The sequence below is a fragment of the Grimontia indica genome, from assembly GCF_000333895.2.
In the GTDB taxonomy this organism is placed as follows: domain Bacteria; phylum Pseudomonadota; class Gammaproteobacteria; order Enterobacterales; family Vibrionaceae; genus Enterovibrio; species Enterovibrio indicus.
Genome location: NZ_ANFM02000018.1, coordinates 47895 through 74518 on the forward strand (window position 1 = coordinate 47895; position 26624 = coordinate 74518).

The 26624-nt window shown below is 48.1% G+C and carries 17 protein-coding genes and 1 pseudogene; 6 read left to right on the plus strand and 12 right to left on the minus strand.

The window, feature by feature from the left end; genetic code table 11:
- Positions 1-290 precede the first annotated feature (290 nt).
- The 3 genes from gcvP to D515_RS11540 form a co-directional block, all read right to left on the minus strand.
- Complete coding sequence (gcvP, locus tag D515_RS11530) at positions 291-3155, minus strand: aminomethyl-transferring glycine dehydrogenase (RefSeq protein ID WP_002538646.1); 2865 nt, start codon at positions 3153-3155, stop codon at positions 291-293.
- A 15-nt stretch (positions 3156-3170) separates the two neighbouring features.
- Positions 3171-3548, minus strand: coding sequence for a glycine cleavage system protein GcvH (gene gcvH / locus D515_RS11535; RefSeq protein ID WP_002538648.1), 378 nt, complete (start codon positions 3546-3548; stop codon positions 3171-3173).
- A 114-nt stretch (positions 3549-3662) separates the two neighbouring features.
- Positions 3663-5063 carry an L-serine ammonia-lyase gene (locus D515_RS11540; protein WP_002538649.1) on the minus strand — a complete coding sequence of 467 codons (1401 nt, stop codon included), beginning with the start codon at positions 5061-5063 and terminating at the stop codon, positions 3663-3665.
- Between the two features lie 592 nt (positions 5064-5655).
- On the opposite strand from D515_RS11540, the gene D515_RS11545 reads away from it, so the two are divergent.
- The 3 genes from D515_RS11545 (at position 5656) to D515_RS11555 (ending at position 8395) form a co-directional block, all read left to right on the plus strand.
- Positions 5656-6288, plus strand: coding sequence for a helix-turn-helix domain-containing protein (locus D515_RS11545; protein WP_002538651.1), 633 nt, complete (start codon positions 5656-5658; stop codon positions 6286-6288).
- Positions 6289-6364: 76 nt separating this feature from the next.
- Positions 6365-7483 carry a glycine cleavage system aminomethyltransferase GcvT gene (gcvT, locus tag D515_RS11550; RefSeq protein WP_002538653.1) on the plus strand — a complete coding sequence of 373 codons (1119 nt, stop codon included), beginning with the start codon at positions 6365-6367 and terminating at the stop codon, positions 7481-7483.
- Between the two features lie 303 nt (positions 7484-7786).
- Complete coding sequence (locus D515_RS11555; protein ID WP_002538655.1) at positions 7787-8395, plus strand: DNA-J related domain-containing protein; 609 nt, start codon at positions 7787-7789, stop codon at positions 8393-8395.
- A gap of 34 nt (positions 8396-8429) precedes the next feature.
- On the opposite strand, the gene D515_RS11560 is transcribed toward D515_RS11555, so the two are convergent.
- Positions 8430-9308 (minus strand): DMT family transporter, encoded by an 879-nt coding sequence (locus D515_RS11560; protein ID WP_002538657.1) that lies wholly within the window; start codon positions 9306-9308, stop codon positions 8430-8432.
- A gap of 233 nt (positions 9309-9541) precedes the next feature.
- Here D515_RS11560 and D515_RS11565 point away from each other — a divergent pair, with 233 nt between their 5' ends.
- Entirely contained in the window at positions 9542-13591 is a 4050-nt protein-coding gene (locus D515_RS11565; RefSeq protein WP_039849976.1) for a response regulator, read from the plus strand.
- A 47-nt stretch (positions 13592-13638) separates the two neighbouring features.
- On the opposite strand, the gene D515_RS11570 is transcribed toward D515_RS11565, so the two are convergent.
- Both D515_RS11570 and D515_RS11575 read right to left on the minus strand, forming a co-directional pair.
- Positions 13639-13929, minus strand: a complete 291-nt coding sequence (locus D515_RS11570) for a DUF406 family protein (protein WP_002538659.1) — start codon at positions 13927-13929, stop codon at positions 13639-13641.
- Positions 13930-14134: 205 nt separating this feature from the next.
- Positions 14135-15781 (minus strand): AMP-binding protein, encoded by a 1647-nt coding sequence (locus D515_RS11575; RefSeq protein WP_002538661.1) that lies wholly within the window; start codon positions 15779-15781, stop codon positions 14135-14137.
- A gap of 458 nt (positions 15782-16239) precedes the next feature.
- Between D515_RS11575 and D515_RS11580 the strand changes: the two genes are divergently transcribed.
- Both D515_RS11580 and D515_RS11585 read left to right on the plus strand, forming a co-directional pair.
- Positions 16240-16701: a TetR/AcrR family transcriptional regulator gene (locus D515_RS11580; protein WP_002538662.1), complete on the plus strand. Its 462-nt coding sequence runs from the start codon at positions 16240-16242 to the stop codon at positions 16699-16701.
- Positions 16702-16931: 230 nt separating this feature from the next.
- Positions 16932-18131: an acetate/propionate family kinase gene (locus D515_RS11585; RefSeq protein ID WP_039849978.1), complete on the plus strand. Its 1200-nt coding sequence runs from the start codon at positions 16932-16934 to the stop codon at positions 18129-18131.
- 106 nt (positions 18132-18237) lie between these two features.
- Here D515_RS11585 and D515_RS11590 read toward each other — a convergent pair whose 3' ends face one another.
- The 6 genes and pseudogenes from D515_RS11590 to D515_RS11615 all read right to left on the minus strand — a co-directional run.
- Entirely contained in the window at positions 18238-19065 is an 828-nt protein-coding gene (locus D515_RS11590) for a LysR family transcriptional regulator (RefSeq protein ID WP_160167788.1), read from the minus strand.
- Positions 19066-19432: 367 nt separating this feature from the next.
- Entirely contained in the window at positions 19433-20629 is a 1197-nt protein-coding gene (locus D515_RS11595; protein WP_002538670.1) for a maltoporin, read from the minus strand.
- Between the two features lie 663 nt (positions 20630-21292).
- The gene (gene treC, locus D515_RS11600; RefSeq protein ID WP_002538673.1) at positions 21293-22957 is read right to left on the minus strand and encodes an alpha,alpha-phosphotrehalase; all 1665 of its coding nucleotides are present in this window, start codon (positions 22955-22957) and stop codon (positions 21293-21295) included.
- A gap of 32 nt (positions 22958-22989) precedes the next feature.
- A complete protein-coding gene (treB, locus tag D515_RS11605; protein ID WP_039849981.1) occupies positions 22990-24408 on the minus strand; it encodes a PTS trehalose transporter subunit IIBC in 1419 nt (472 codons plus the stop codon).
- Positions 24409-24557: 149 nt separating this feature from the next.
- Positions 24558-25526, minus strand: a complete 969-nt coding sequence (treR, locus tag D515_RS11610; RefSeq protein ID WP_002538676.1) for a trehalose operon repressor TreR — start codon at positions 25524-25526, stop codon at positions 24558-24560.
- Between the two features lie 244 nt (positions 25527-25770).
- A pseudogene (locus D515_RS11615) lies at positions 25771-26265 on the minus strand (SAM-dependent methyltransferase); the annotation flags it as partial.
- Between the last annotated feature and the right edge of the window lie 359 nt (positions 26266-26624).

Genomic DNA, 26624 nt, shown 5'->3' on the forward strand with positions numbered 1-26624 from the left:
AAATTGTGCTCAATGAAATGAAAATAGTGTTAGGAACTATTAACTGCCAATAAATGAAAGTGATTCTCATCACGATTATGTCTTGTAATGCATATATTTGTGTCGACAAATATGAACATTTGTTGAGCAAAAAATGGGTGGTGTTTATGGGGGATTTGTACTAACTGCCTATTTTGCAAATAGATGCATTAGTGGGAGATTTTAATGAAATGCATTGCACGGGATGTTAGTTCCAAAAATACAAAAGCGAGCCGATGGGCTCGCTTTTGGTGGTGAAACCGTGTCACCTGTTAGTCTTCAATGTAACTCTCAATGCTCGGGCAAGAACAAATCAGGTTACGGTCACCGTAGACGTTATCGACACGGTTCGCTGTTGGCCAGTACTTCGCATCTTTCGATTGTGCGCTTGGGAAGCAAGCCAACTCACGGCTGTAAGGGCGCTCCCAATCTGCAGCCATCAGGTCACTCTGTGTGTGCGGCGCGTTAACCAATGGGTTGTTTTCCAGTGGCCATTCACCATCCTGAACTTTAGCGATCTCTTCGCGAATTGCGATCATCGCGTCACAGAAGCGGTCCAGCTCGGCTTTGTCTTCACTTTCTGTTGGCTCAATCATCAGTGTGCCAGCAACTGGGAAAGACATGGTTGGTGCGTGGAAACCGTAATCCATCAGACGCTTCGCGATATCTTCCTCAGAGATGCCAGATGCATCTTTGATTGGACGAATGTCGATAATACATTCGTGCGCAATACGACCGTGAGTACCGCGGTACAGAACCGGATAGTAAGGACGCAGACGCTCCATCACGTAGTTTGCACTCAGGATGGCAACCTTAGTTGCTTCCGTCAGACCTTGCTCACCCATCATGGCAACGTATGCCCATGAAATTGGCAAGATTGATGCACTACCAATCTGTGCAGCAGAAACTGCGCAGTTGGTGCCTTCAATCACGTGTCCTGGCAGGAATGGTGCAAGGTGCGATTTCACACCGATTGGACCCATACCTGGACCACCACCGCCGTGCGGGATACAGAAGGTTTTGTGCAGGTTCAGGTGAGAAACGTCTGAACCGATAAAGCCTGGGCTGGTGAGGCCAACCTGTGCGTTCATGTTCGCGCCGTCCAGGTAAACCTGACCGCCAGCTTCATGAACCAGTTCGCACACTTCCTGTACCGCTTCTTCATACACACCGTGCGTAGAAGGGTAAGTGATCATGATGCACGATAGGTCGGTGCGGTGTTTCTCGATTTTTGCTTTCAGGTCTTCTACGTCAATGTTGCCGTCTTCATCACAGCCAACCACAACAACTTTCATGGACACCATGGCAGCAGATGCCGGGTTAGTGCCGTGTGCAGAGCTTGGGATCAGACAGACATTACGGTGAGCTTCACCACGGCTTTCGTGGTAACGCTGAATCGCAATCAGACCCGCGTATTCACCTTGTGCGCCAGAGTTTGGCTGTAGGGACATGGCATCGTAACCTGTGATTTCACACAGCATCTTGCTGAGAGAATCCGCCAGCTCGCCGTAACCTTGTGCTTGATCAGCAGGAACAAATGGATGCAGTTCACCGAATTCAGGCCAAGTCACAGGAATCATCTCTGCGGCTGCATTCAGCTTCATTGTACAGCTGCCGAGCGGGATCATGCCGTGGGTCAAGGAGAAGTCTTTGTTTTCCAGCTTCTTCATGTAGCGCATCAACTGGGTTTCACTCTGGTGAGTGTTAAACACAGGGTGCGTCAGGTAATCGCTGGTGCGGCGGCACGCTTCTGGGATAGCGGCGTATTCGTCTGCTTCTACAGAAGAGGCATATTGCGCCACGTCCGTTTCGTCAGTCAGCGCGGCAACCAGTGCGTTTACTTCAGCCAATGTGGTGGTTTCGTCGAAGCTCACGCCCAACTGACCATCCAGTTTGCGAAGGTTGAAGCCAGCGTCTTGCGCTTTATTGAACAGTGCATCAGTTTGATCGCCTGTGTTCAGCGTAATCGTGTCGAAGAAGTCATGGAACGCAAGCGCGATACCAGCATGGTTAAATGCCGCTGCTGCCAGTGCCGTCAGGTGATGAACACGACGTCCAATTTTCTTCAGACCTTCTGGACCGTGGTAAACAGCGTAGAAAGCCGCCATGTTTGCCAGCAGTGCCTGCGCAGTACAGATGTTTGAGGTCGCTTTCTCGCGGCGGATGTGCTGCTCGCGCGTCTGCATTGCCATACGAAGTGCCTGGTTGCCTTTCGAGTCGATAGACACACCAATCACACGGCCAGGCATAGTACGCTTCAATTTGTCACGTGTTGCCATGAATGCAGCGTGTGGGCCACCGAAGCCCATAGGTACGCCGAAGCGTTGTGCAGAACCGATCACGACGTCTGCGCCCATTTCACCCGGTGCTTTCAGCAGGGTGAGAGAGAGTAGGTCAGCAGCAACCGTCACCAGCGTTTTGTTCGCTTGTGCCGCAGCAATAAGAGCGGTCAGATCACGTACCTGGCCCGTTGTGCCAGGGTATTGCAGCAGGGCGCCAAACACATCGTGTTGAGGCAGGTTATCAGCAGCATCAACGACTACGTCAAAGCCCATGAAGCCAGCACGGGTGTTGATCACGTCCAGCGTTTGCGGGTGAACGTCATCTGCCACAAAGAAAGTGTTGCTCTTACTTTTACCACCACGCTTACACAGCGTCATGGCTTCTGCAGCTGCCGTTGCTTCGTCAAGCAGGGAAGCGTTAGCGAGCTCCATGCCGGTCAGGTCCATCACCATTTGCTGGAAGTTCAGCAGAGATTCAAGGCGACCCTGAGAAATTTCTGGCTGGTAAGGGGTGTACGCCGTGTACCAACCTGGGTTTTCCAACACGTTACGGAGAATTGGGTTTGGCGTGTGGGTGCCGTAGTAACCCTGACCGATAAAGCTGCGCTTGATGACGTTTTTGCTGGCAATAGCTTTCAGCTTGCTCAACATCGCCACTTCACTCAGTGGCGCGTCCAGAGTCATAGGTTGCGGCAGGCGAATACCCGCTGGCACAGTTTCTTCGATGAGATGCTCAAGGCTGGTGGCATTTACTGTGTTCAGCATCGCTTGCTGGTCTGATACGCGCGGCCCGTTATGACGGGAGACAAACTCGTTGTCAGCCTGCAGTTGATCAAGTAAGCGTGATTCTGTCATGACCTTCGTCCTGAATTAGTCTTCGATAGTTTCCTGATAAGCGTCAGCGCTCATCAGATGATCAAGGTTGCTGTCGTCAGCCAACTTGATTTTTGCAATCCAACCGCCTTCAAAAGGTGCTTCGTTAACCAGCTCTGGGCTGTCTTCCAGATCTTCGTTAACTTCTACCACTTCACCGTTTACCGGTCCGTAAATATCTGACGCTGCTTTTACAGATTCTACGAGTGAAAAGCCTTCGCCGACTTCAACTTCGGTGCCAATTTCTGGCAGGTCAACGAATACCACGTCACCCAGCAGTTGTTGCGCGTGATCAGAGATACCTACTGTCACAGTACCGTCGCCATTGTCTTTTACCCACTCGTGGCTCTCAGCAAATTTCAGGGTTGCATCCATTTTTACTTCTCCGTGTGAAACGAGTTAAATCGTCGCTGCTGCTTGCAGCATAAAAATTTTACGGGCCTGGGCTGCTCCAAACCCGTCTAATATTCCTGTCTGGCAAGTACGCTATTAACAGGCAACAACGTTGATTGCGATTGCGTTGGTTGCCAGTCCGCCTTGGGACGTTTCCTTGTACTTGCTCATCATGTCGAGTCCTGTTTCGTGCATGGTTTTAATCACGCTATCGAGCGAAACGTGGTGCTCTCCATCGCCATTAAGTGCGAGTCTGGTGGCATTAATTGCCTTCACTGCACCCATGGTGTTTCTTTCAATACATGGCACCTGAACCAGACCGTTGATTGGGTCGCAGGTCAGTCCCAGATTGTGTTCCATACCGATTTCTGCTGCATTTTCAATCTGTGCAGAAGTGGCACCCATGGCGGCGGCTAATCCGCCTGCTGCCATTGAACAGGCAACACCTATCTCACCCTGACAACCCACCTCTGCAGCGGAAATAGAGGCATTGGTTTTATAGAGAGAACCAATCGCTGCTGCGGCTGCCAAGAAGGTTCTTATCCCTTCCATATTGTTCGGTGAAACAAACTTGTTGTAGTACGCCAATACTGCTGGAATCACGCCAGCTGCACCATTGGTTGGCGCGGTAACAACGCGGCCACCTGCTGCATTTTCTTCGTTGACCGCCATGGCAAACATATTGACCCAGTCATTGGTGTCGAGCGGCAGGCCGTCCAAGTCTTTCTTGATAATGCAGTCGTGCAATTTCTTTGCCCGGCGTTTTAACTGTAAGCCGCCTGGCAACACACCATCTTGCGTGATGCCTCGCTCAATACAGGCGTTCATCACATGCCAGATAGCATCAATGTGTTCGTTGACCGTTTTCATGGTCGCCTTTTTGTCGTGCGCTTTGGCACGAGCCAGTTCATTGGCAAACATGATCTCGGCGATACTCTTTTTCTGCTGCTCGCAATGGGCGAGCAATTCCACCGCGCTATTAAACGGAAACGGCGGGGTAAAATCTGATGTAAGGGCATCAGTTTCACCTTTTTCTACGACAAAACCGCCACCGACTGAGAAGTAAGTCCGACAAAGCAAAACTTCGCCGTTGTCCCCCTTCACAGTCAATGTCATTCCGTTGGGATGTTCTGGCAGCACTTTGTCGAAATGGAAAACCAAGTCAGTGTCCCAATCAAAAGGAACAAAGCGGTGTCCATCTAGTGGTAGCTCTTTGCTGCCTTTCACCATGTTAGTCATGGTAGGGATATCGTCTGGGTTTACGCTGTCAGGCCATTCGCCCATCAGTCCCATCACACACGCGACATCCGTAGCGTGACCTTTCCCTGTCAGTGCCAACGAACCGTAGAGTTCGACTGTCACGGTTTCCACATTGTGGAGGATTTCTTTATCGCGCAATTCTTCTGCAAATCTTGCGCTGGCGACCATTGGCCCCACAGTGTGGGAGCTAGACGGACCAACGCCGATTTTAAACAGGTCAAACATGCTATGACTCATTGCACGTCTCCTTGCTTTTTGTAGGTTACGCACCACCGTTCTGGCTTGGGTGCCGGTTGATGACTATCCCGTCATCGCTTGCCCAGTTGTCACGTTGAAGTGCTTATTACTTTGGGTATAGCAAGCGTGGCGTTTTATTGTTATTTGAACTTCAACATTTGCGTAACATACAAAACGTGTTTGCGCCCTGCAAAACAAAATTTCCTATAGGAAACTCTTGATGTGATCTCGCCAACAGTTCTGACAATTTGCTCAATATCAGACTTTCTTAAAATACTTACCTTGCGCAAACGTTTGCTTTTTTACTCTTTTACACGCAAGATTGCAAATGCTAAATCCTTTCAGGATAGGTGTGGTCAATAAATTCAACGCGTTATACGATGGCAGCCAGAGTTGATTTATATTGGCAAAAATGGGGTGTCTATCGGTGTAAATTCATGTGCTGATAAGTTAGCTTCAATTCGGTGATGAAGATTTAGCCAAGTTTCCAATAGGAAACTTTTTGTTAAAAGTGTTAACTTATTCGTGTTGGTCTTCGTGATGACTGTGTCAGAATGGCCGCCACCAGCAACATCAAGTCGAGAGTCGAGTTATGTCAGAGCCAGATGCACAGGACGTGTATCCGTCAGTTATCGTTGAAAGAGCCAGCGTGCAGGCCGATGCGCCAATTGCTCCGCTGCGTTTGGGTGAACGGCTGAAAGAGATCAGAACCAATAGCGGTTTGACGTTAGAAGAAGCTAGCAAGCTTACCGGTCTGGCTCGCTCCACGCTGTCGAAAATCGAAAATGAACAGATCTCTCCAACTTTCCAGGCCATGCAAAAACTGGCGGTTGGATTGAAGATTGATATTCCGCAGCTGTTTGCGCCACCAAAGTCGCGCCAGGCAACCGGACGCCGTGATATTACCCGTGTAGGCGAAGGGAAGTGCCGCCCAACAGGGACATACGAACATGAATTATTGGCGACCCAGCTCACTAATAAGAAGATGTTTCCGTTTAAATCCCGCGTGAGGGCGCGCTCGTTTGAAGAGTATGACGAATGGATTCGCCACGATGGTGAAGAATTTCTTTTAGTGCTGGAAGGCAGCATTGCCTTCTACTCTGAGTTTTACGAAGCGATTGAACTGAATGAGGGCGACAGCGTGTATTACGACGCTGCGATGGGGCATATGCTCACTTCGCTCAGTGAAGAAGATGCCCAGATCCTTTGGGTTACGGCATCTTAAGATTGGATTTTATCCCCGCAGATACCGCGGATGATTATTTAGCAAGTCGGCAAGCGCCGTGATCATGGAGTGAAACATGTCTCAGGATCTACTTAAAACCCCACTGCACGCCCTTCACATCGAAATGGGCGCGAAAATGGTTCCATTCGCTGGCTATGACATGCCAGTGCAATACGCACTGGGTGTGCGTAAAGAACATATTCATTGCCGTGAACACGCGGGCCTGTTTGACGTTTCTCACATGGGTCAGTTGCGTCTGCACGGCGAGAATGCAGCGAAGGCACTGGAAGCGCTGGTGCCGGTAGACATCATTGATTTGCCAGAAGGTAAGCAACGTTACGCGCTGCTTACTAACGAACAAGGCGGTCTGATGGACGACCTGATGGTGACCAATTTTGGCGATCACCTGTTTGTGGTGGTTAATGCTGCCTGTAAAGAGCAAGACATCGCACACTTGCGCGCGAACATCCCAGCAGATGTCGAACTGGAAGTGATTGAAGATCGCGCTCTGCTTGCACTGCAAGGCCCTGAAGCCGCTACTGTACTGGCGACGCTGAACCCAGCGGTTGCTGACATGGTGTTCATGGATGCAGCGAAAATGGATTTGGCTGGCATCGAATGTCTGGTCAGCCGTTCTGGCTATACCGGTGAAGACGGTTACGAAATCTCTGTTCCAGCAGACAAAGCAGAAGAGTTTGCACGCCGACTGCTGTTGAAAGAGGAAGTAGAGTGGATTGGTCTGGGAGCTCGCGACTCACTGCGTCTTGAGTGTGGCCTTTGCCTGTACGGGCACGACATTGATACCACTACTACGCCAGTAGAGGGCAGCCTGCTTTGGGCAATCAGTAAGCCACGCCGTGCCGATGGCGAGCGTGCAGGCGGTTTCCCTGGCGCAGACATCATTCTTGACCAAATCGCGACCAAAGATGTTTCCCGCAAGCGCGTTGGCCTATTGGGCTCAAGCAAAGCGCCAGTGCGTGAAGGCGCTGTGTTGTTTGATGCTGACGACAACGAAATTGGTGTAGTGACCAGTGGTACATTTGGCCCAACCAAAGGCCAGCCAGTTGCCATGGGTTATGTGGCTACAGCCAGTGCTGCTATTGGTACTGAAGTCTTTGCAGAAGTACGCGGTAAGAAATTGCCGATGACCGTCGAAAAAATGCCGTTTGTTCCTCAGCGTTACTATCGCGGTTAACGCTAGAGAATAAACCCTGAGAAAAGGCCGATGCTATGCATCGGCCTTTTTCTTTTGTCTCTCAATCAGCTGCGAGAGATGCGCGCTTCAGGTGTCGAAATAATTTACACCAAGTTGCAAAACTGGCACTGGATATGCTGGCCTGATTAAGTGAGCTTTCTATCAATAGAAATGCAATTTCTTTGGCACAGGAAGCAAGAGACTGTGAAATCGGACAGAACCGCTTAATTAAGCAGGCGATTCACGGAATTATGGATTAATGTCTTATATGTACGACATGAGGTCGATAGGAGAAAGAGTTGTATGCTTGCGGAACAACGGGATGATATTGATAACCCTCTGATCTGGCCGATTTTGAGTGTACTTGAAGCGTCAAACCAAAGCTGGAAAGTGCATTACCTGATGGCAGAACTGCAGAAAAATACCATCATGGACCATCTAGATGACGACCCTCAACTGGACTTGTTCAAGCGTAATTTTCTTATCATGAACGCACTTTACCAATTGCAGGAAATGTTGCTGCCACAGCAATGGTTGCAGGTAGAGTCGATGGATATCCGTCTCATGTGGCGTGGTGCAGGTTCGGGTTTTGTGCAACATGAAGTGAACCGCGATGACCCACTTCGCGGCTACTACATGGATTGGAATAACTACGACGCGCAAACGGAAGACGTTCGCGAACTGTTGAGTTCATTCTGGAAACGCTATCAGCAACACGTGGGCCACTGCAGTGAAACGACTGTTGAGCGCCGAAATGCGCTGGCAGCTTTAGGGTTGGCTGAAAATGCCTCTGATACAGAAATCCGACGCCAGTGGCGCAAGATGGCGCTGAAATGGCACCCAGACAGACCGGAAGGGGATGCCGCAACCTTCCGTACCATGTGCGAAGCCTGGCAGAGTCTGCGGTTATGATACAAAGCGGATATTTATAGAACCCAGCTTATACCTAGCTGGGTTTTTTGTTTGATGCGCGATGTTTTTTGGCAGCAGACAGCGTAAACACCACCAAAGTCAACAATACAATCCCACCACCAACCAGCACATTGTTACTTGGTACTTCTCCCAAAGCGGCCCAAACAAACAGTGGTCCAAGAATCGCTTCAAGGAGCATGAACAAGTTTGCGTGCGCAGCGGGTAGGTATTTCGGACCAATTGAAATCAACACAAACGAAATTGGGACGACGACACCGCATAGCAACAAGGTGTATTTCCATTCCTGGGGAGTCAGTGAAAAAGGCTCTGCGCCCGCAAACAGTGAGATTGTTGAAGTACAAAGCCCACCCAGAACCAGGTAAAGCGGGGCATTAGCACTTTTACTTTTCCTCAAAATCACAAAGTAAGTTGCCAGCATAAATGCAGTGATCAGCGCCATCAAATTGCCAAAGGAGGCCGTAGGCATCGCCTTTCCATAGAAAACGAAACCAACGCCGACCATCGCCGCCACGATGGCGATGAGGGTTCTGCTATCAACCCGCTCTTTTAGAAACAGGAATGCAAGAAGGGCAGAGATCAGCGGGCTGATGTTGATGATAATAAGGGTGCTGGCAACCTGCGTATGGTCGATAGAAAGGACAAAGCAAACCGTCGAAATAGAGAATGCAAACGAGCCTACCAGCAACGCTTTGGAGGGCTTTTTAAGTGCCGAAATTGTCTGGGCAGGGCGGGTCGCCATCATAAAGCTAGCGATGATGAGCGCAGACAGCAGCCCACGCCAGAACAATAATGTCCAACCGGACGCTTCAATCAACCGAATGAGCAGCGCATCAACACTGAGGATCGTGATCCCCACCAACATGGCTGTCGTGCCTTTAAAAATCGGTGTCACGCCTGTTTCTCCTTGTTTTTATGCCCAATTCCTTGCGGGCAAACCACCAAACGTAGGGGCGGGTAGGTAATAGAAACGCTTTGTTTAATTTTTATTCGATGACAGTAGCCCATTTATTCTGAGTTAAGTCAATAAGTGCAAACAGGTTTTGTCCTTTCTCACTTTATCAAGCAGCAAGTGGGGTCTACTCTTATTTGATATGAGTGTCACCATATAGAGAATTTGGAGACAAAATGAGATCTATACGCCACATCTTTTTCGCGTTGATGGGATTAATTCTTTTTCTCGGCGTAGCAATCATCATCGCCCATTTGCGTTCTGATTCGTTGACTCAGCAAATAAACGCCATCTATGAGCAGCGTTATCAGCAATACAAATTGGCCATTGAGCTGAAACATAGCTCTGAACTTCTGACAAAATTTGCGCGTAGTTACGCAGTGACATCCAACAATCGTTGGCGCTATCTGTTCGAACAGGTTGAGGCGGTGCGTAACGGGCAACTGGCTACACCTGACAATTACAATTTTGACTACTGGTCACAGCAGTCTGATCCCAATAAAGAAATTATTGAGCCCAATATCCCAAACCGTCCCGCCCATCCCTCACTGCTAGCGAGGATGCGTGAGTCTGGGATCAGCGAAGCGCACATGTCTTTCTTGACCCAAGCGCTCTCACGCTCACAGGATCTCATCAGCATTGAGCAAACGGCCATGGACTTGATCCAAGGCCGAAAACGCACAGCCCGTGGCATCGAACGTGTGATTCCAGACCCAGAACTTGCTCGGCAAATGCTATTTGGACCGGACTATATTCACGCCACCAACAAAATCATGGGGCCTATTGGTGCTTTCTATGATGCGATTGATAAAAAGACTTCCGAAGACCTAAAAGTCTTGAAACAAGAGCGCGCCAATATGGATGGCATCGCCATTACCATGGCTGGCATGTTATTGATTGCGGTGCTTGCTACAACCACATTACTTTGGTTCCGCTTCCTCAAACCATTGGATAACATCCGAAGCACGATTGTCAGCAAGGTGCGCGACAAAGAATTTGAATTTAAGTTGGATGTTGATAGACAGGGCGAGCTGAAAGATCTTGCCCAGGCGCAAAATGAAGTGTTACGTGAAATTGCGGAACGCTTTGAATTCAGCCGCCAGGTTAAAGCATTTTCAGACTTGATTCGCGGTTGTTCTGGCATGGAAGAACTTGGCTTCCAAGTCGCGAATTTCTTTTCTCAACGCCTCGAGTTACCGTATGCGGCGCTTTATGTCGTAAGAAATGACAGCATGAATCTGGTCGGTGGCGTCGGTGTTGATGAGCAATCTGAAGCGATGCAGAAAGAAACCGTTTCTTTCCACCGCACTATTCTGGTCACAAAAGAAACACTAAGGATTCGCAACGACAAAGACCACTTCGCTTTGACCTTGCCAGTGGGCAAACTTTCTTTGAGTGAAATGTATTTCATTCCTCTGATTGTGAATAACGAAATGGTCGGCGTGCTTGAGTTAGGTTCAGTGCGTTTACTTTCTGACAAAGAAATAGACTGGCTCAACGAAGTGCAGGAAGATTTGGCTGTCGGCATTCAGTTGACCATCAATGCTGAACTTCAAATGGAAGCCGAACAACGCGTTTCCGAACAGCTCAAACTTAATCAACAAATCATCAACGCCATTCCCAATCCAACCTACTTCCGCGATACCGAAGGCACTTACATCGGTGTTAATGATGCGTTCACCGATTTCCTTGGTCTCTTCTTTGTCGACGTCGTGGATAAAACACCTGCAGAGCTTTTCGACAATGATGTCGCCACCATGTTTGTTGAAAAAGAAAAAGAGCTTCTTGAAAACTCGGGATCTACGGCTTATGACATTGAACTGGCCAATGCGAGTGGCGATGTCCGGATACTGACCGTTTACGAAGCGACGTATTTCGGCGGTGATGGGGAGCCAATGGGTATTGTCGGCCTGTTCGTAGACGTGACGACCCAGAAACGCCTCGAATCTGATTTGATTGCGGCGAAAGATCAGGCCACCGAAGCAAGTAAAGCGAAAGGGGAATTCCTGGCGAATATGAGCCATGAGATCCGCACGCCAATGAATGCGATTCTCGGTATGTCTCATCTTGCGTTGCTGACAGATTTGAACGATAAACAGCGCAACTATGTCGGGAACATCGAGAAAGCCGGTAAATCCCTGCTGGGCATTATCAACGACATTCTCGACTTCTCGAAAATTGAAGCGGGCAAACTCACCGTTGAACATATCGAGTTCCGATTCAGTGAGGTGTTAGACAACATCAGCAACATCATTTCCGTGAAAGCGAAAGAAAAAGACCTGGAGCTTATCTTTGATATCGACCCAGATCTCCCAGACGACTTGGTGGGCGATCCGCTCCGTTTGGGACAAATCATCATTAACCTGACCGGTAACTCCGTGAAGTTCACTGAAACGGGCGAAATCATCATTCGTGCCCGCAAAGTCAGTGATGCTAACGAGATCATCGAAGTTCAGTTCGACATTCAGGACTCCGGTATTGGTATGAGCGAGGAGCAATTAGGGCGCTTGTTCCAGTCGTTCTCACAAGCTGACGGTTCGATAACCCGTAAATACGGTGGTACGGGCCTCGGCTTGACCATTTCGAAGAGTTTTGTCGAACTCATGGGCGGTCGAATCTGGGTGGAAAGTGAGCCGGGCAAAGGATCGACCTTCTCGTTCACCATTCGTTGTGGCCGCAGTGAATCCAGCATCAAAGAGCAGGTTGCACGTACCACGATTCTTCATGATAAACGCGTGCTGGTGGTGGATGATAACCAAGCGTCCCGCGACATCATGTATGCGCTGCTGGATAACCTCGATCTGCGCGTTGCAGCCGTTTCGAATGGTGAAGAAGCGGTTTACGAAGTGGAGTCCGCAGATAAGAGCCATGACGGCTTTGATGTGGTTGTCATGGACTGGAAAATGCCAGGCATTAACGGCGATGAAGCGACACTACAAATTCGCGATAAACCTCTGAACAAGATGCCAAAAGTCATTCTTGCCAGTGCTTATGGTGAGGACTCTGGCTTGATCAATGAAGAAGTCCAGAAAGTCTTTGACGCGTCATTGGTAAAGCCCATCAACCCATCATCTTTGTTTGATGCGCTGATGGAAGCCTTTGGCAGGGAAGAAATGAAACTAGCCAACTGTCGTGAAGCGGAAAAAGACGAAACTGAGGAAATCGACTTTACCGGGCTGACTATCTTACTGGTTGAAGACAACATGATTAACCAGGAAGTGGCGAAAGGGATTCTTGAACAATTCAACCCGACCATTGAGGTGGCAGATAATGGTCAGGTGGCGCTGGATATGGTGCAAGAACAGCAATTCGACATCGTGTTGATGGACATGCAAATGCCAGTGATGGATGGCCTGACAGCAACCCGGAAAATACGAGAAATCGAAGCCCTTGCCAGCTTGCCAATTGTTGCGATGACAGCGAATGCCATGGAGCGGGATGTGAAGCAATGTAAGGAAGCGGGGATGAATGACCACGTTTCCAAACCTATTGATGTGAATGAGCTGCTCAAAGCTATTCAGCGTTGGACGTCTGCATCGAAAGAAGCGGTGAAATCTTCCGTAGCGCTCAATGGCAAAAAAGAAGAAACGCCAACGGCAGATATGGACAACATCGACCCGCTCGTGCTGGACGCAAATGAGGGGATTACACGGATTGGCGGCAATGTGGATGCCTACTGGAAAGTGATCACGGCGTTTACGGAAACCAAGCTGGCGGTGATCGACAAGGTACGCGAACAACTCGCCAATGAAGAGAGGGATGAAGTTGAAATGTTTGCCCACTCTTTGAAAGGCGCAGCCGCTAATGTGTCCGCGAAAGGCCTGGCGGTACTGGCAGGGAACCTTGAAGACCAAGCGGGCTCGGAGCTGAAAATGGAAGCATCGCTGATGGATAAAATCGAGCAGTGCTTGCAGGAAATTCAATCCTACATTCCGGGTGCAGAACCCGAAGAAGAAAAAGAAGAGGTTCAGGCGTTTGCCGGTTACACGCCAAGAGAGTTTCGTATTGAGCTCGAACAGTTGAAGATTTTGCTGAACAACTTTGATACTCAGGCGGTAGATTTCATCACTGGCATCAAAGAGAACTCGAAAGGCATGGAAGTGGATCTCTCCGGTGTGGAAGATGCAATTCGCAAGTTCGAATATGAAGCTGCTGCAAGCAAATTAGAAGTGGTCATTGAATCTCTGGGCGTCGATGAAGTGGATGAAACTCCAGAGCTGTTCTGACTTTAAGTAAGGTAGCCGCGTTGGTACGCGGCTTTTTTGAATGCGATTTACAGCGAGCGACTGCGCAGTTCAAAAATCAGCTTTTCAGCGCTGCATTCGAACTTGAGTTTAACCGCCAGTGGGTTCAGTGAAAGCTCGGCATTCTCATCAAGATCGTGGATAACCTTGTCATTTACTTGCTTTGCCAGATCCAGATAACGTTGAAATTCAGCAACAGCCGAAGCTTTATCTTCAGCGAAGATTTCAACTTCTGCCACTTCGTCACCTTCACCGATAACAAAGCCCATTTCTGCTGTTACACCGCAGGCATCGCATACTTGGTATTCTTCTTGGCTCATCACTTTCTCTCTCAATAGCAGCCGCTGGTTGGGTATTTCCCTAGCGTCTGTATGTTGGAATTTATGTAATATTACTACAATAGAGCTTGTTAAAAGTAGGGCTTTTTAAAAAGAATTTTGAAAGAAGGTGGTGATCCGTTTTGCTATACCCAAACTAAAAAAGCGCGGGGCAAAACCCGCGCTTTCCATGCTTATTTATCGAGGCTTACTCTTCCCATTGAACCAATGTGCCAGATGGCCAGTTCGCACCTGTGTCGTGGTATTTCTTCTCTAACAGATGACGGCGGATTTTGAGTGTTGGCGTCAGAAGGCCATTTTCGATGCTCCATGGCTCTTTGATCATTAACACGCCTTTGATTTTCGCGTGTGATTCCAATTCGCCATTAATGGTATCAATCACTTTCTTCACACGGCGCTCATAGCGTTCTTTGTCAAAATCAGGGAAGTGGTGTGGCAACGCCAGCAGGATAGGCCCTGGCATACCAGACCCCACTAGACACATCATTTCTATATTGCTGAGCTCGAACAAGCGCTTCTCGATAGGTACTGGCGCAACAAATTTACCTTTCGCTGTCTTGAAGGTGTCATTCTTGCGGCCTTGGATGGTGAGAAAGCCTTCGTTATCTAAGAAGCCGATATCGCCTGTGTGCAGCCAGCCATCAACAATGGTTTCAGCGGACGCTTCAGGGTTTTTGTAGTAACCGGTGAACAAACCTTGGCTGCGAACCAGAATTTCTTCGTCTTCCGCAATTTTGATTTCGACACCTGGCCCTGCGTTACCCACAGAGCCAATTTTGTCACTGCGGAACGGATAGTTCAGGGTGCTGTAAGCGTAGGATTCGGTCATACCCCAGGCTTCAGTAATGTTAAGCCCCAGTCTTTCATACCAGCGCAGCAACGCAGCGGAAACCGGCGCTGAACCACATCCCAGAACACGAGCCTGATCCAAACCGAGATTCGTCGCCACTTTCTTCTTAATCAGGCCAGAAATGATAGGCAGCTTAAGCAGGAAGTTAAGTTTGCTATCTGGCAGTTTTTCTTGAATACGTTGCTGGAACAGGGTCCACAAGCGAGGCACCGAAATAAACAGGGTAGGGCGATGCATCTTCACGTCTTCAATGAAGGTATCGAGCGACTCAGGGAAGGCTGTGCAGATACCTGCATTCATTGCCGTCGCCATGATATAGACGCGCTCTGTGATATGCGCCAGAGGAAGGTAAGAGAACAGTCGCTCGCCTTCACGCATACCAATGTGATTAATCAATTGCTGCGCAGACCAAGCATGTGCACCGTAAGTCAGCATTGCACCTTTCGGTAAGCCTGAAGTGCCCGAGGTATAAACAATAGACATCAGTTCATCGTCTTGGTGATCAGGCTTCACGTCCGCACGATCGTTTTGGGCAATCAAGTCTTTCCAATCGTAACCGCAATTAATGGTTGGGTAAGGGAAAGCAATGGTAGGAATATCTGCACGATCAACTAAAGAATCCTTCAGTGCTTGTGTGTCATCCAATTTACCCACGAACAGGGCTTTGGATTCACTGTGATCAAGCACATGAGAGATGGTTTCCGTACCGGCTGTTGGGAAGATAGGCACACTGATGTAGCTGCCGAGCATCATCGCTAAGTCAGCGGTGAACCACTCTGCACAGTTTTTTGAGATCAGTGCGACGCGATCTCCTGGCTCGAGACCCATGCCACGCAGGGCAGTGACGATACGTAACGCTTGGTCAACGACATCGGAGTAGGTGAAGTCGTTGAACTTCCGGTTAATGATCTGTCGAAGAAAGATTTCATTGGGGCGTTCTTCAGCCCAGCGCAGCATTTGTAGATATGGTTTTTGTTGAGCCATAAAAGGACCCCGTATAACTGTAGGGAAAAGAGTTTGTTTTTAATTCTATGTTACTAGTTTGTTAAATTAGGCGTCTTATAGGACAAGGGTCAAGCTATTAATTCAAACGCTTGTTCAAATTATGATGCATGTAACGCTGCAACAATCAGCGTTAGAGATTTACTGACAAGAATAGCATTTGTCTTTCAGCGTGTTACACCTTGATAACACTTGTTGGTCCAGCTTATGCAATGCCCTTCACGCTTCTCATCTTTTTTGCATCTATATGGCTCATAATTTATACGGATGTACTATCTTTAAGACTGTTAAGTTAAGGGTCGGTAGTCGGTAAACCCTCTTTGTACCAACATAATCAAGCTCTACATACGTGAAATCCATACTAACAACAGCGTTAACAGCGGTAGTAGTGATGTCTTGATTGTTAAAGCTTACGGAAGCCAAAAAACAGGGATAAAGCTATGCCAAAGAGAAGCAAAGAAGATACAGAAGTAACCATCAGGTTAATTCTGGATGCAGTGGTCGATCAGTTGGTGACCTTGGGATATGACAAGATGTCGTATACCACGCTGAGCCAGCAAACGGGGATTTCCAGAACGGGAATTAGCCATCACTTTCCAAAGAAAACGGATTTCATCACTCGCTTGGATGACAGGCTACTGGGCATCCTGATTGACAGATTGGACTTGGAAGGCGATAAGCGTTCTTTTATAGAAAGCTGGCTGACAGCCCTTCGCTCAGACAACCGTTTTATTGCCGTTCTCCGTCTCTTTTTTCTACACACTGTTTCGTCGGAAAATGCCGTGGAATTCACCAGTCATGCCAGCAGAAAACTGCATGATGTCTGCTGCAACCGCTATGGTGAAGAGTTTGAAAAGGACCTCGAGTGGCTGCTGGGTAAATCCTTACTTACCATGGCTTGATAAAGCCAGCTCGACAGATTTCTGAGGCTCCTCTTGAAGGAGCCTTTTTTGTGTCCTTCACTTTCTTCTAAAGTGCCCGTTTTCTGTGCGTTAGGAGCCTATTTTTGATCTGAAACAGTAAAAGGCCAAAAAAGGGCTTCTCATTCAAATTTAAGTTGAATTGTTCAAAATTAATTTAATAATGGGCTCTCGAGTTCGAATCCTACACCCATTTGCCAACGAGATTTTTCATGAGCAATTCACTAGTACTGGTCCTTAACGCGGGCAGTTCCTCTCTTAAATTCGCATTGATGAACGCACAAACCGGAGAAGCGATTCTTTCTGGTCTGGGCGAGTGCTTCGGCCTAGAAGATGCGCGCATTAGCTGGAAACGCGAAGGCCAAGACAAGCAAGAAGCCATGCTGGAACAAGGTGGTAACCATCACGAGAAAGCAGTAAGCCTGATTGTTGAGCTGGTGGAGAGCATGGATGTTGGCAGCCAACTGGTTGCAATTGGCCACCGTGTTGTTCACGGCGGCGAGAAATTTGCTGATGCGACGCTTCTGAACGAAGACGTATTGGCAGAAATTGAAGCACTGAGCGATCTTGCGCCGCTGCACAACCCAGCTAACGTGATGGGTATCCGTGCGGCAATGAAAGCTTTCCCAGCGCTGCCTCAGGTGGCAGTGTTCGACACCGCTTTCCACCAAAGCATGCCGCAGAAGGCATTCACTGGTGCCATCTCTAACGAGTTGTACACGGACTACGGTATTCGTCGCTACGGTTTCCACGGTACCAGCCACTACTTCGTGACTCGCGAAGCAGCAAAACAGCTGGGCAAACAAGTTGAAGAAGCTAACTTCATCTCTGTTCACCTGGGCAACGGCGCTTCTGTGTGTGCGGTTCGAAATGGTCAGTCTGTTGATACTTCCATGGGCTTCACTCCGCTTTCAGGTCTGATGATGGGCACCCGTTGTGGTGACCTTGACCCAGGTATTATTGAATTCCTGCTGAAGAAAGGCTGGAGCCAGGAGCAAGTGTTCGAAGCTCTGAACAAGAAATCAGGTTTCTTGGGTGTATCAGGCCTGACTTCAGATGCGCGCGGCATTCTGGAAGCGATGGAAAGTGGTCATGAAGGTGCGAAACTGGCGTTCGAAGTCTTCACTTACCGTGTAGCCAAGTACATTGGTTCTTACATGATTCCTTTGGATAGCATCGACGCGATCATCTTTACCGGTGGTATCGGTGAGAACTCACTGCCTATCCGTCGTGAAATCCTGAAGAACCTGAAGCTTCTGGGCTTTGTGGAAGATGAAGCAGGTAACGAAGCAGCACGTTTCGGCAACGGCGGTGTTATTGCTAAATCTGACATGCTTGGCGCGGTTGCGATTGTTATCCCAACCAACGAAGAATTCGTGATTGCCTCTCAAGCCGCTGAATTTACAAAGTAATTAAGCGCGAGAAGCTAAAAAAGAAAAGCCGCTGATTGAACTGACCCCCAATAGTTGGACAACCTATTATTGGGGGTCTTTTTATGTCCAAATACAATCGCGGGTATCAGTGGTTTTCGGTAGAGAATGCCTCGACCAAACACAGTGTCAACATCCGGAGGATCTCCAGCTTCAAATCCCGCATGCGAAGATTGATATATACATTTGGCAGTTTGGGCAGCTGCGCTGAGACCGGGGCCTTGACTAATCCGTCTTGAAGCACGGAAGACAATGAGAAGAAGAGACCCTCATCACCCGCTACATACAACACGGCTTCATCGGTATCTCTTGCTTCGTGCACTCTATCTGTTGAAATACCTGAACGGCGAAGCGTGTTTTCAACCAAGACACTAATCTCGCACTTCTGCCGATAGATGATGGGCAGCGGGCGCTGATAACAACTTTCGCTGTCCTGAGCACATAGCCATACGAGTTTTCGAATAGCTAACACTCTGCCATCAGGTATGGGAAAGGGGTCAATTGAAAGAACAATATCTAACTCTGACTGCTCGAAAGCCGCTTGCAGCTGGCTTGCGTCTGAAGTCACTACGTTTACCTGGTGGTTGCCTGAGCGTTTGAATGCACGAACGGCTCTGGGTATCGAGGGATGAATGATTTCCGCCGGTACCCCCAAGGATAGGATTGTTGGCTTGTTGTTTTCGCGTGTTGCAAATAGAGCTTCGCGATTAGTCTCCAGCAATCGAAGGGAGTGAGGGAGCAACCTTGCGCCAGCCGGTGTCAGGCTAACACCATGAGATGTACGTTGCACCAATTTGGTTCCGACGACTTCCTCCAGTTTTTTGAGTTGCAAAGACGCGGCAGCCTGAGATAACGCCATATATTTTGCAGCTTCAGTGACTGAACCGTACTGAGCAACCGTAACGAAACATCTCACCCAGCAGAGGTCCAATAAAGGCTGCGAAGCAAATGACGCTTGATTTATCCTTCTCTCCATCTTCCCTGCCCTTACCAATCATACCTATTCGCTCAACGGGTGAGCTAAAAAATGGCTGTACAGAGTTGGTTTCCTTAAACCAACAATTGTCGATTTGAAGTTGAATGGCTCCCAGTAAGGTGGCGCAGCAAAAAGCATTGGAACCGTTCCCAATATAGCGTAGCACAAGTACACGGTAAAACAATTGAGAACGGTTCACAGCCAAGTCGCGGCTAAAAAAACACCAATGACTGGCAGCATTGATGAACAAAGCCTGTCCTGTCTGTCGCAACGGAAAGGCTATTGGCAGTATGAAAACGATGAATGATTAGAACCAGACTTCCATTTGAACACCAGTAACGAATTCAGAGTCGCCTTTACTGCCAAATCTATTGCCATCTCTGTCGGTCATGTAGCTGCCATAGAATCGGATTTCGGGTCTTGCCCAAAAGCTATCACCCATTGACCAGGCCTGAGCGAGTGTGAACTTGCTTCCACCTTGGTCTTGTTTTCCGTCCTCAGTTTTTGAGAAGTAACCAAGTTCAGCAATGGTTCTTTGTGTATCGCTCCATTTGTACATTGGACGCACGACCGCCGAAAACAAATCAGAGTTCCCTTTGCCATTGTTCAGGTCTATGCCACGGTGGTAGGAGAGTTGGTGTCCCATTTCCCACGCTTCGCCAAAACTCACCACACCCCAGTTAATGATTCGAAAGCCACTTGCATCATTTTGCACATCACTCCCGCGCGCGTAGCCTGTTCCCTGGCCAAAATTAGCAAGCTGATCACCATAGCCGGCAGTACCATATTGAAAGGCTGTTTGGTTGAAGCCGTTCTTAAGGTTTTGGTGGATGATCCCAGTGAGGAAAATGCCGTCGTCTGACACTTCATTTCGTTCATCCTGTTCTGTGGCAAAGTTATAAACGCCAATCAATTCGAGTGTCGCGCTGTCCCAAAGCGGGATATCAGCCAGACGTGCGTCAACTAAGTAGCCTGTCGAGTTGTCGGTTTTTCCATCCTGAATGAATGCCAGAGACAGTGATTGATCGCCGACTCGAATATTCTCGATACCGCCACCCGTGCCTGAATTATTGAGGAAGAAGAAATCTGTGATGTGTACGTCTTTACGTTGATAAAAGCGTTTTCCACCCCAAAGTACAGCTTCCGGCGCTGACGCAAACAACCCGGACGCCGTCACGTAAAATTGCGGCACATTGACCGAATCATCACCGTCAGAGACGTCGGTTTCCCAGCTGCTGCGGCCATCATCCCCTTTCGACAACATCGCTGTCAGTTGCCAGTTTTGTGCACCTTCCTGCAGCATTTGAACGAAGCCAAACTCGTAGTAATTGTCGCCCTCATTGCCCAAGCGACCGATAGCATTTTTCGCGAATGACTGGTCACCTACACCATCACCGCTGATTGCGGTACCAGCACGCGCGTAGCCAGTGAATTCTACTGCTGATGCGGACGCACTGGACAAAACACACATAACAGCAAGTGTTAGGGGGGTTACTTTTTTCATGCCTTACTCCTTGTTATTTTCTTTTCACATTTATGCTCGTACAAAGCGATCTAAATGAATATTTTTAAATTTGCTAAAATTGGGGTTGATAGGGTGAAAAGGTGACAAACATCAACAAGGAAATAAAACCGGTCACAAAGTGAATTGGTTTTCATGGTCTAATTTTCTGGGCGGAATTACAATCTTGATATTAGGGTGGTGAATTGTTTGTTAATGTAATTAGTTGCGTGCAATTAGTAGGTGTTTTATATAATAGGCAAGTCAAGACATTCTTGAGGAATTTTTACTTTGTCAGTGATATTTGAATTTTTTATATCACGCATTAATTATAATCATAATGTTCGCCATTATTAGCGATTTATCTCTTTGGTTAATGATCAACAAATCCTTGGGTGTAAATGATGACAACGATTGCTGCGCGAGGGCAGGCGACCAACGTTCGAGAGCGCAAATGAAGCAATCGTAGAAAGTTGCTCTATCATGCTGGCATTTGGGATAAATTCAAGAGGTTACACTTTGTCTCTTAGGAGGCTGTGTTGGCGTGTGATTTTAGAAAATTGAGGAAGGCATCCGGCGGAAAGAACTTATCATGTGGAAAGTAACCGCCGGAAATTTTCGAAGTGAGAGCATTGATTATTTATACAACGATATTTGCCGTCTTTTTTAAAATAATATAGCGACGCTCTCGAATGGTCTCAATGTCAAAGATGATACGCTTTCGATATTTACGAAATCCTTATAGTTTTGAATAAGTACATCCCCGCCACTCAAGCTTATACCGAAATTATCCAGGGTGACATGGTAGGGTCTGAAATTATTGAGTACAACCATTTCGTTTTTATCATTCTTTCTTCGATAACAAAAAATGTCGAGATGGTATGGGAGAAGATCTTCATAATCCCCATCTGTAATGATGCTTATTGACTTTCTTAATCGAATTAAATCCCGATAATGATAAAAAACGGACTTATTATCTTCGATCGACTGTTTTGCATTGATCTCAACTGAGTTACTCGCGCAATTGATCCAAGGCGTGCCAGTTGTGAACCCTGCATTTTTGCTATCATTCCAGTGCATCGGCGTACGCGAATTGTCCCGAGATTTAGCGCTCAGTATCGTTAAGACCTCCTCCTTGGGCAGTCCTTTCGCAATGAGCATATGATAGGCATTGAGGCTTTCAACATCCCTGTAATCGTCGATATTCTGGAAGTTGGGATTGGTCATGCCCAGCTCTTCACCTTGATAAATGTATGGTGTCCCTTGCATAAGGTGGATAGCGGTGGCTAACATCTTCGCGGATTCGACGCGAAACTTCTTATCGCAACCAAAACGACTAACAATTCTGGGTTGGTCATGATTGCACCAAAAAAGCGCGTTCCATCCCTGATTGAAAAGTCCCTGTTGCCAATCACGGAAAATTTTCTTCATTTGAAGGAAATCGAAAGGCTCCAACTGCCATTTTTCGCCACAGGGATAATCTACTTTGAGATGATGGAAGTTGAATACCATCGATAACTCTTTGCCCGACAGGGATGAATACTGTCGACAGTGCTCCAATGAGGTTGATGACATTTCACCGACGGTCACTACACCATATCGCTGGAAGATGGCTTTGTTCATCTCTTGAAGGTATTTGTGAACCTTTGGACCATCGGTGTAAAATCGTCGTCCATCACCCTCGTTGTCATCAGGGAAATCCTGCTGTTTGGAAATAAGGTTGATGACGTCGAGTCGAAAACCATCTACTCCTTTCTCGGCCCAAAATTGCATGATGTTTTTGATATTTTGGCGTACTGCCGGGTTTTCCCAGTTTAAATCCGCCTGCTCCTTCGCGAATAAATGTAGGTAGTACTGCCCGCTATGGGCATCAAGCTCCCAGGCACTGTCACCAAATTTGGACTGCCAGTTATTGGGGGGCTGCCCATTGACCGGATCGCGCCAAATATAGAAATCACGATAGGGATTGTCTTTTGACTCAAGTGCAGATTGAAACCAGGGGTGAGCCGTCGAGGTGTGGTTGAACACCATGTCCATGATCACGCGAAGACCACGGCTGTGCGCTTGAGCCAGCAGGTCATCAAAGTCATCCATGGTGCCGTATTCTGGTGAAATGGTGTAAAAATCAGATACATCGTAACCATTATCGATTTGTGGTGATTGGTAGATTGGCGTGATCCAAATTGCATCAATACCCAGATAACAGAGGTAATCCAGCTTGCTGATAATTCCTTTGATATCGCCTGAGCCTGAACCTGTAGTGTCGCAAAAGCTCTTTGGGTATATTTGATAAATGGTGGCTGAACGCCACCATTCATTTGTCTTAGACATGGCTTCTCTCTTCGTATTCATTGGGTTCTGCATTAGGCTAATGCCAGTTTCCCAGTTCGTTCCTGTTGCTTGTAAGTCATGATTGTCAGCAACATAGGGACAAAAATGGCTATTAACATGGCGATGCCATATACACTCCAGTACTGACTTTGTATTGATAAGATGGCCGGCAATCCGCCCACGCCAATGCCGTTTGCCATCACACCAGCAAAGCCACATAACGCTGCTGCCATCGACGCCCCAATCATGGCTGACAACATGGGGAAGCGGTATTTAAGGTTGATTCCGTACATGGCGGGCTCTGTGACACCGAGGTAAGCGGAAATGGCCGCCGGGACCGAGATTTCGCGTTCATTTTTTTTCTTACTGATAATGATAATTCCGAGTACCGCCGAGGCTTGTGCCATGTTGGAGAGGGCAACGATAGGCCAAATAGGTGTACCTCCCATTTCCTGCATCAGTTGAAGGTCGACTGCATTGGTTGTGTGGTGGACACCGGTGATCACTAAAGGGGAATAGAGGAATCCAAAGATGGCTGCACCAATAAACGCATAGTCACCCGTCATGGCGGCGCGAGCTAAAAAGGCAACACCACTTCCAATTTCACGGCCGATTGGACCAATGATGCTGTGAGCTAGAATGACAGCAGTGGTCAGGGCAAGAAAAGGCACGACAACGAGATAGAGGTAAGACGGAATAATGCGCTTTAGGTGTGTTTCAATAAACGCGAGGGCCATACCGGCGAAAATAGCGGGTATTACTTGTGCCTGATATCCCACCTGTTCAATAGCGAAGGCGCCAAAATCCCAGACTTCAGGGGCTTGTGTGCCAATGAGGTAGGCGTTCATCAGTTGTGGAGAAACCAAGGTTACTCCTAAGACAATTCCTAATATGGGTGTGCCACCCAGCTTGTTGACGGTGGACCAACATATTCCGACAGGCAGGAAGAAGAACACGGCTTCACCAATCAACCATAAAAAGCTGTGTGAGGTTGCCCAGAACTCGCTGGTTTCGATGAGTGTTTTCCCTCCGAACATTTCCACATCGCCGATGACATTGCGAAAACCGAGGATCAGTCCCCCCGTGATAATAGCGGGCAGAAGGGGAACAAAAATTTCTGCGAGGTGTGATATGGCACGCTCCAACACATTCATGTTCTGTCGGGCTGCTTTCTTTGCTGCTTCCTTTGATTCACCTTTGATGCCAGCTTGTTGCTCCAGTAGCTTGAATGCTTGATCGACGTCCGTGCCGATTACGACCTGAAACTGCCCGGCATTGGTGAAACAGCCTTTCACCATTGGCAATTTCTCTATTGCTTTGGCATCAGCCTTCTCCGTCTGATTTAGCACGAACCTAAGCCTCGTCAAGCAATGACTCACTGTTGCTATGTTCTCTCTTCCGCCGACTAAACGGATAAGGTCGTCAACCCCTTTTGCCGTAATGCTACTCATAGTCTTAATCCCTGCATGTTGATATTCATGGTTAGCTTTTGGAACCGTTCCCAAAAATATATCAGGCTTTGCTCAGGATGCCGTGGGAACATTCCCAAAACAGGATTTAGCTCACAAAGCAGTCGATCGGGATAAATGGGGAACAGCGCTTAGTCGTTGTCGGTCAGCAAGAGTCTACTGGGCTGTAAAAAATGGTAAGAGTTTGCTTTCTTTGGGTTTTCGAGTTGAGTGAGAAGCTGTTTCGCTGCCGCCTCGCCCGCTTGTCGGTAACCTAAGTCCACACTAATAGATTGTGGAAATACAAACCGAAGCAGTTGGTGGTTACCAATGCCGCCGAGACGAATGTCTGAACGGCCAATATCCTGTAATCGTTTACCCACGGCGAGCGCCAATGTGTCAGACGCGCAGACAACGGCTTGGGTTTCTCTTCGAATTAGCGCGTCGGTGTTCTGATAACCACTGTCCAGTGTCACCTCAGCGGTATTCCATACGGGGTCAAGCCCGTGTGAGTGGCAAAAACAGAGGTAGCTGTCGAGTCGCGCTTTACCCGTTGTTAAGTCTTTAGGGCTGACCCCCAGGTAGCTGATGTACCTCAAGCCTTCGTCATAAAAATGAGTCATCAATTGTTCGACAGCGCCACGGTTGTCATAGCTGACAGAGCTGAAGCGATCGGTATCTACCGCCATTACTACACATCTTTCTTCAAAAGGAGAGAGCTGGTCGACATCAAAATCCGAGAAGCCAAACATGATAATACCATCAGCATTCCGGCGTTTGAGTACCTCGATATGCTCTGCGGTGAGGGCTGCATCGAACTGGCTTTCCATGATGGCAGCATCATAACCCTGCGCATAGAGCGTTGAAAGAATACCGCTTACCGCTGCGTTTTCGGCACTGGAATCGAGTTTAGCGACAATAACTCCAATCAGGCGGGAACGACCTGCCCGCATGGATTGTGCTGACTTGGAGGGAGAAAAACCATGTTGAGCAATAACGGACTGAACGAGATCACGTGTCTCATCTTTAACGCGAGAATCGTTGTTCAACACACGGGAAACCGTCGACTTACCAACGCCAGCCAGTTTTGCGATATCCAATATGGTGAGCTTTTTTGTCATCGATGACTCAATCAGAGGGCTAAAAAAGGCATTTTGCTGGTAAACACGACAAAATCAAGCCCAAGCCTTGTTGGATGTGAGATTGCAACCAGCTATGAGGCATTTTTGATACCAGTGATATGAGTGATGGGACTGATAAGTGAAAGAGCGGTTTCTATTCACTCCTCTTTAAGTCAACCCGTGCTTCGAGGCGTTGAGTATGTTATTAGAGGAGTGATGTACAATAGAAATAGAGCAGCACAGCCTAGCGTTTCACACAAACGAAAATAGCGTTACCTGACGCGTTACCCCACATCTCCAGCTTTTCGTAGTCGTGCTCGAATACCGTCACTTCAAAGTAAGGCGCTAACAGCTCAGTGAGTTCTTGGAAGGTTACCGCGACCATTGGGCGCTCGTCGTGCCATTCTTCGGTGACTTTGTCTGTGGTCTTTTCAATGCTGAGCTTGAGCGCTTGCTTGTCGCCCTCACCGCCGTAGAACCAGCCCGATTTGAAAGCAAACTCACTGCCTTCATGCTGAACAATATGACGCACGAAGGAGCCGTTGTTGATCAGATTTTTCGCGACCGCGTTGAAGCAGAACACACCACCATCTACCATTGCAGCGTGCGCGCTTTCAATACATGCGCGCAGGTTTTCAATACTGCCGCTGTAATGGATGGAGTAGAGGAAACAAGTGATGAGGTCGTACGGTTGGTCAACCACGAAGTTACACATGTTCTGCAGCGAAAAAGCCGCTTCTGTCCAAAAACCATTCAGCGCAGCCATTGGCTGCGCTGGTGGTTTTATCAATTGGTCGGGTAGTGGGTGACAGGATGCCGCTTGAAAAATTCGGGATTCAATGGCTTCGCAGTCGCTTAGAGCGACTAACTAAATACATCGTTTATTCAAGCGATACGAATAGAAATCCAACCAACGAAGAATTTGTTATTGCCTCACAAGCTGCTGGGTTTTCTAACTAATCCACAATAGCTGAATTGAGTACGAAAAGCCGCTGATGAGAGTCAGCGGCTTTTTTTCAAAACTAACCTCAGAAAATCATACAAACTATTCGTGGCGTTGAGGCCAACGGTTAAATCGCCAAATACGGGCTTTCTCTC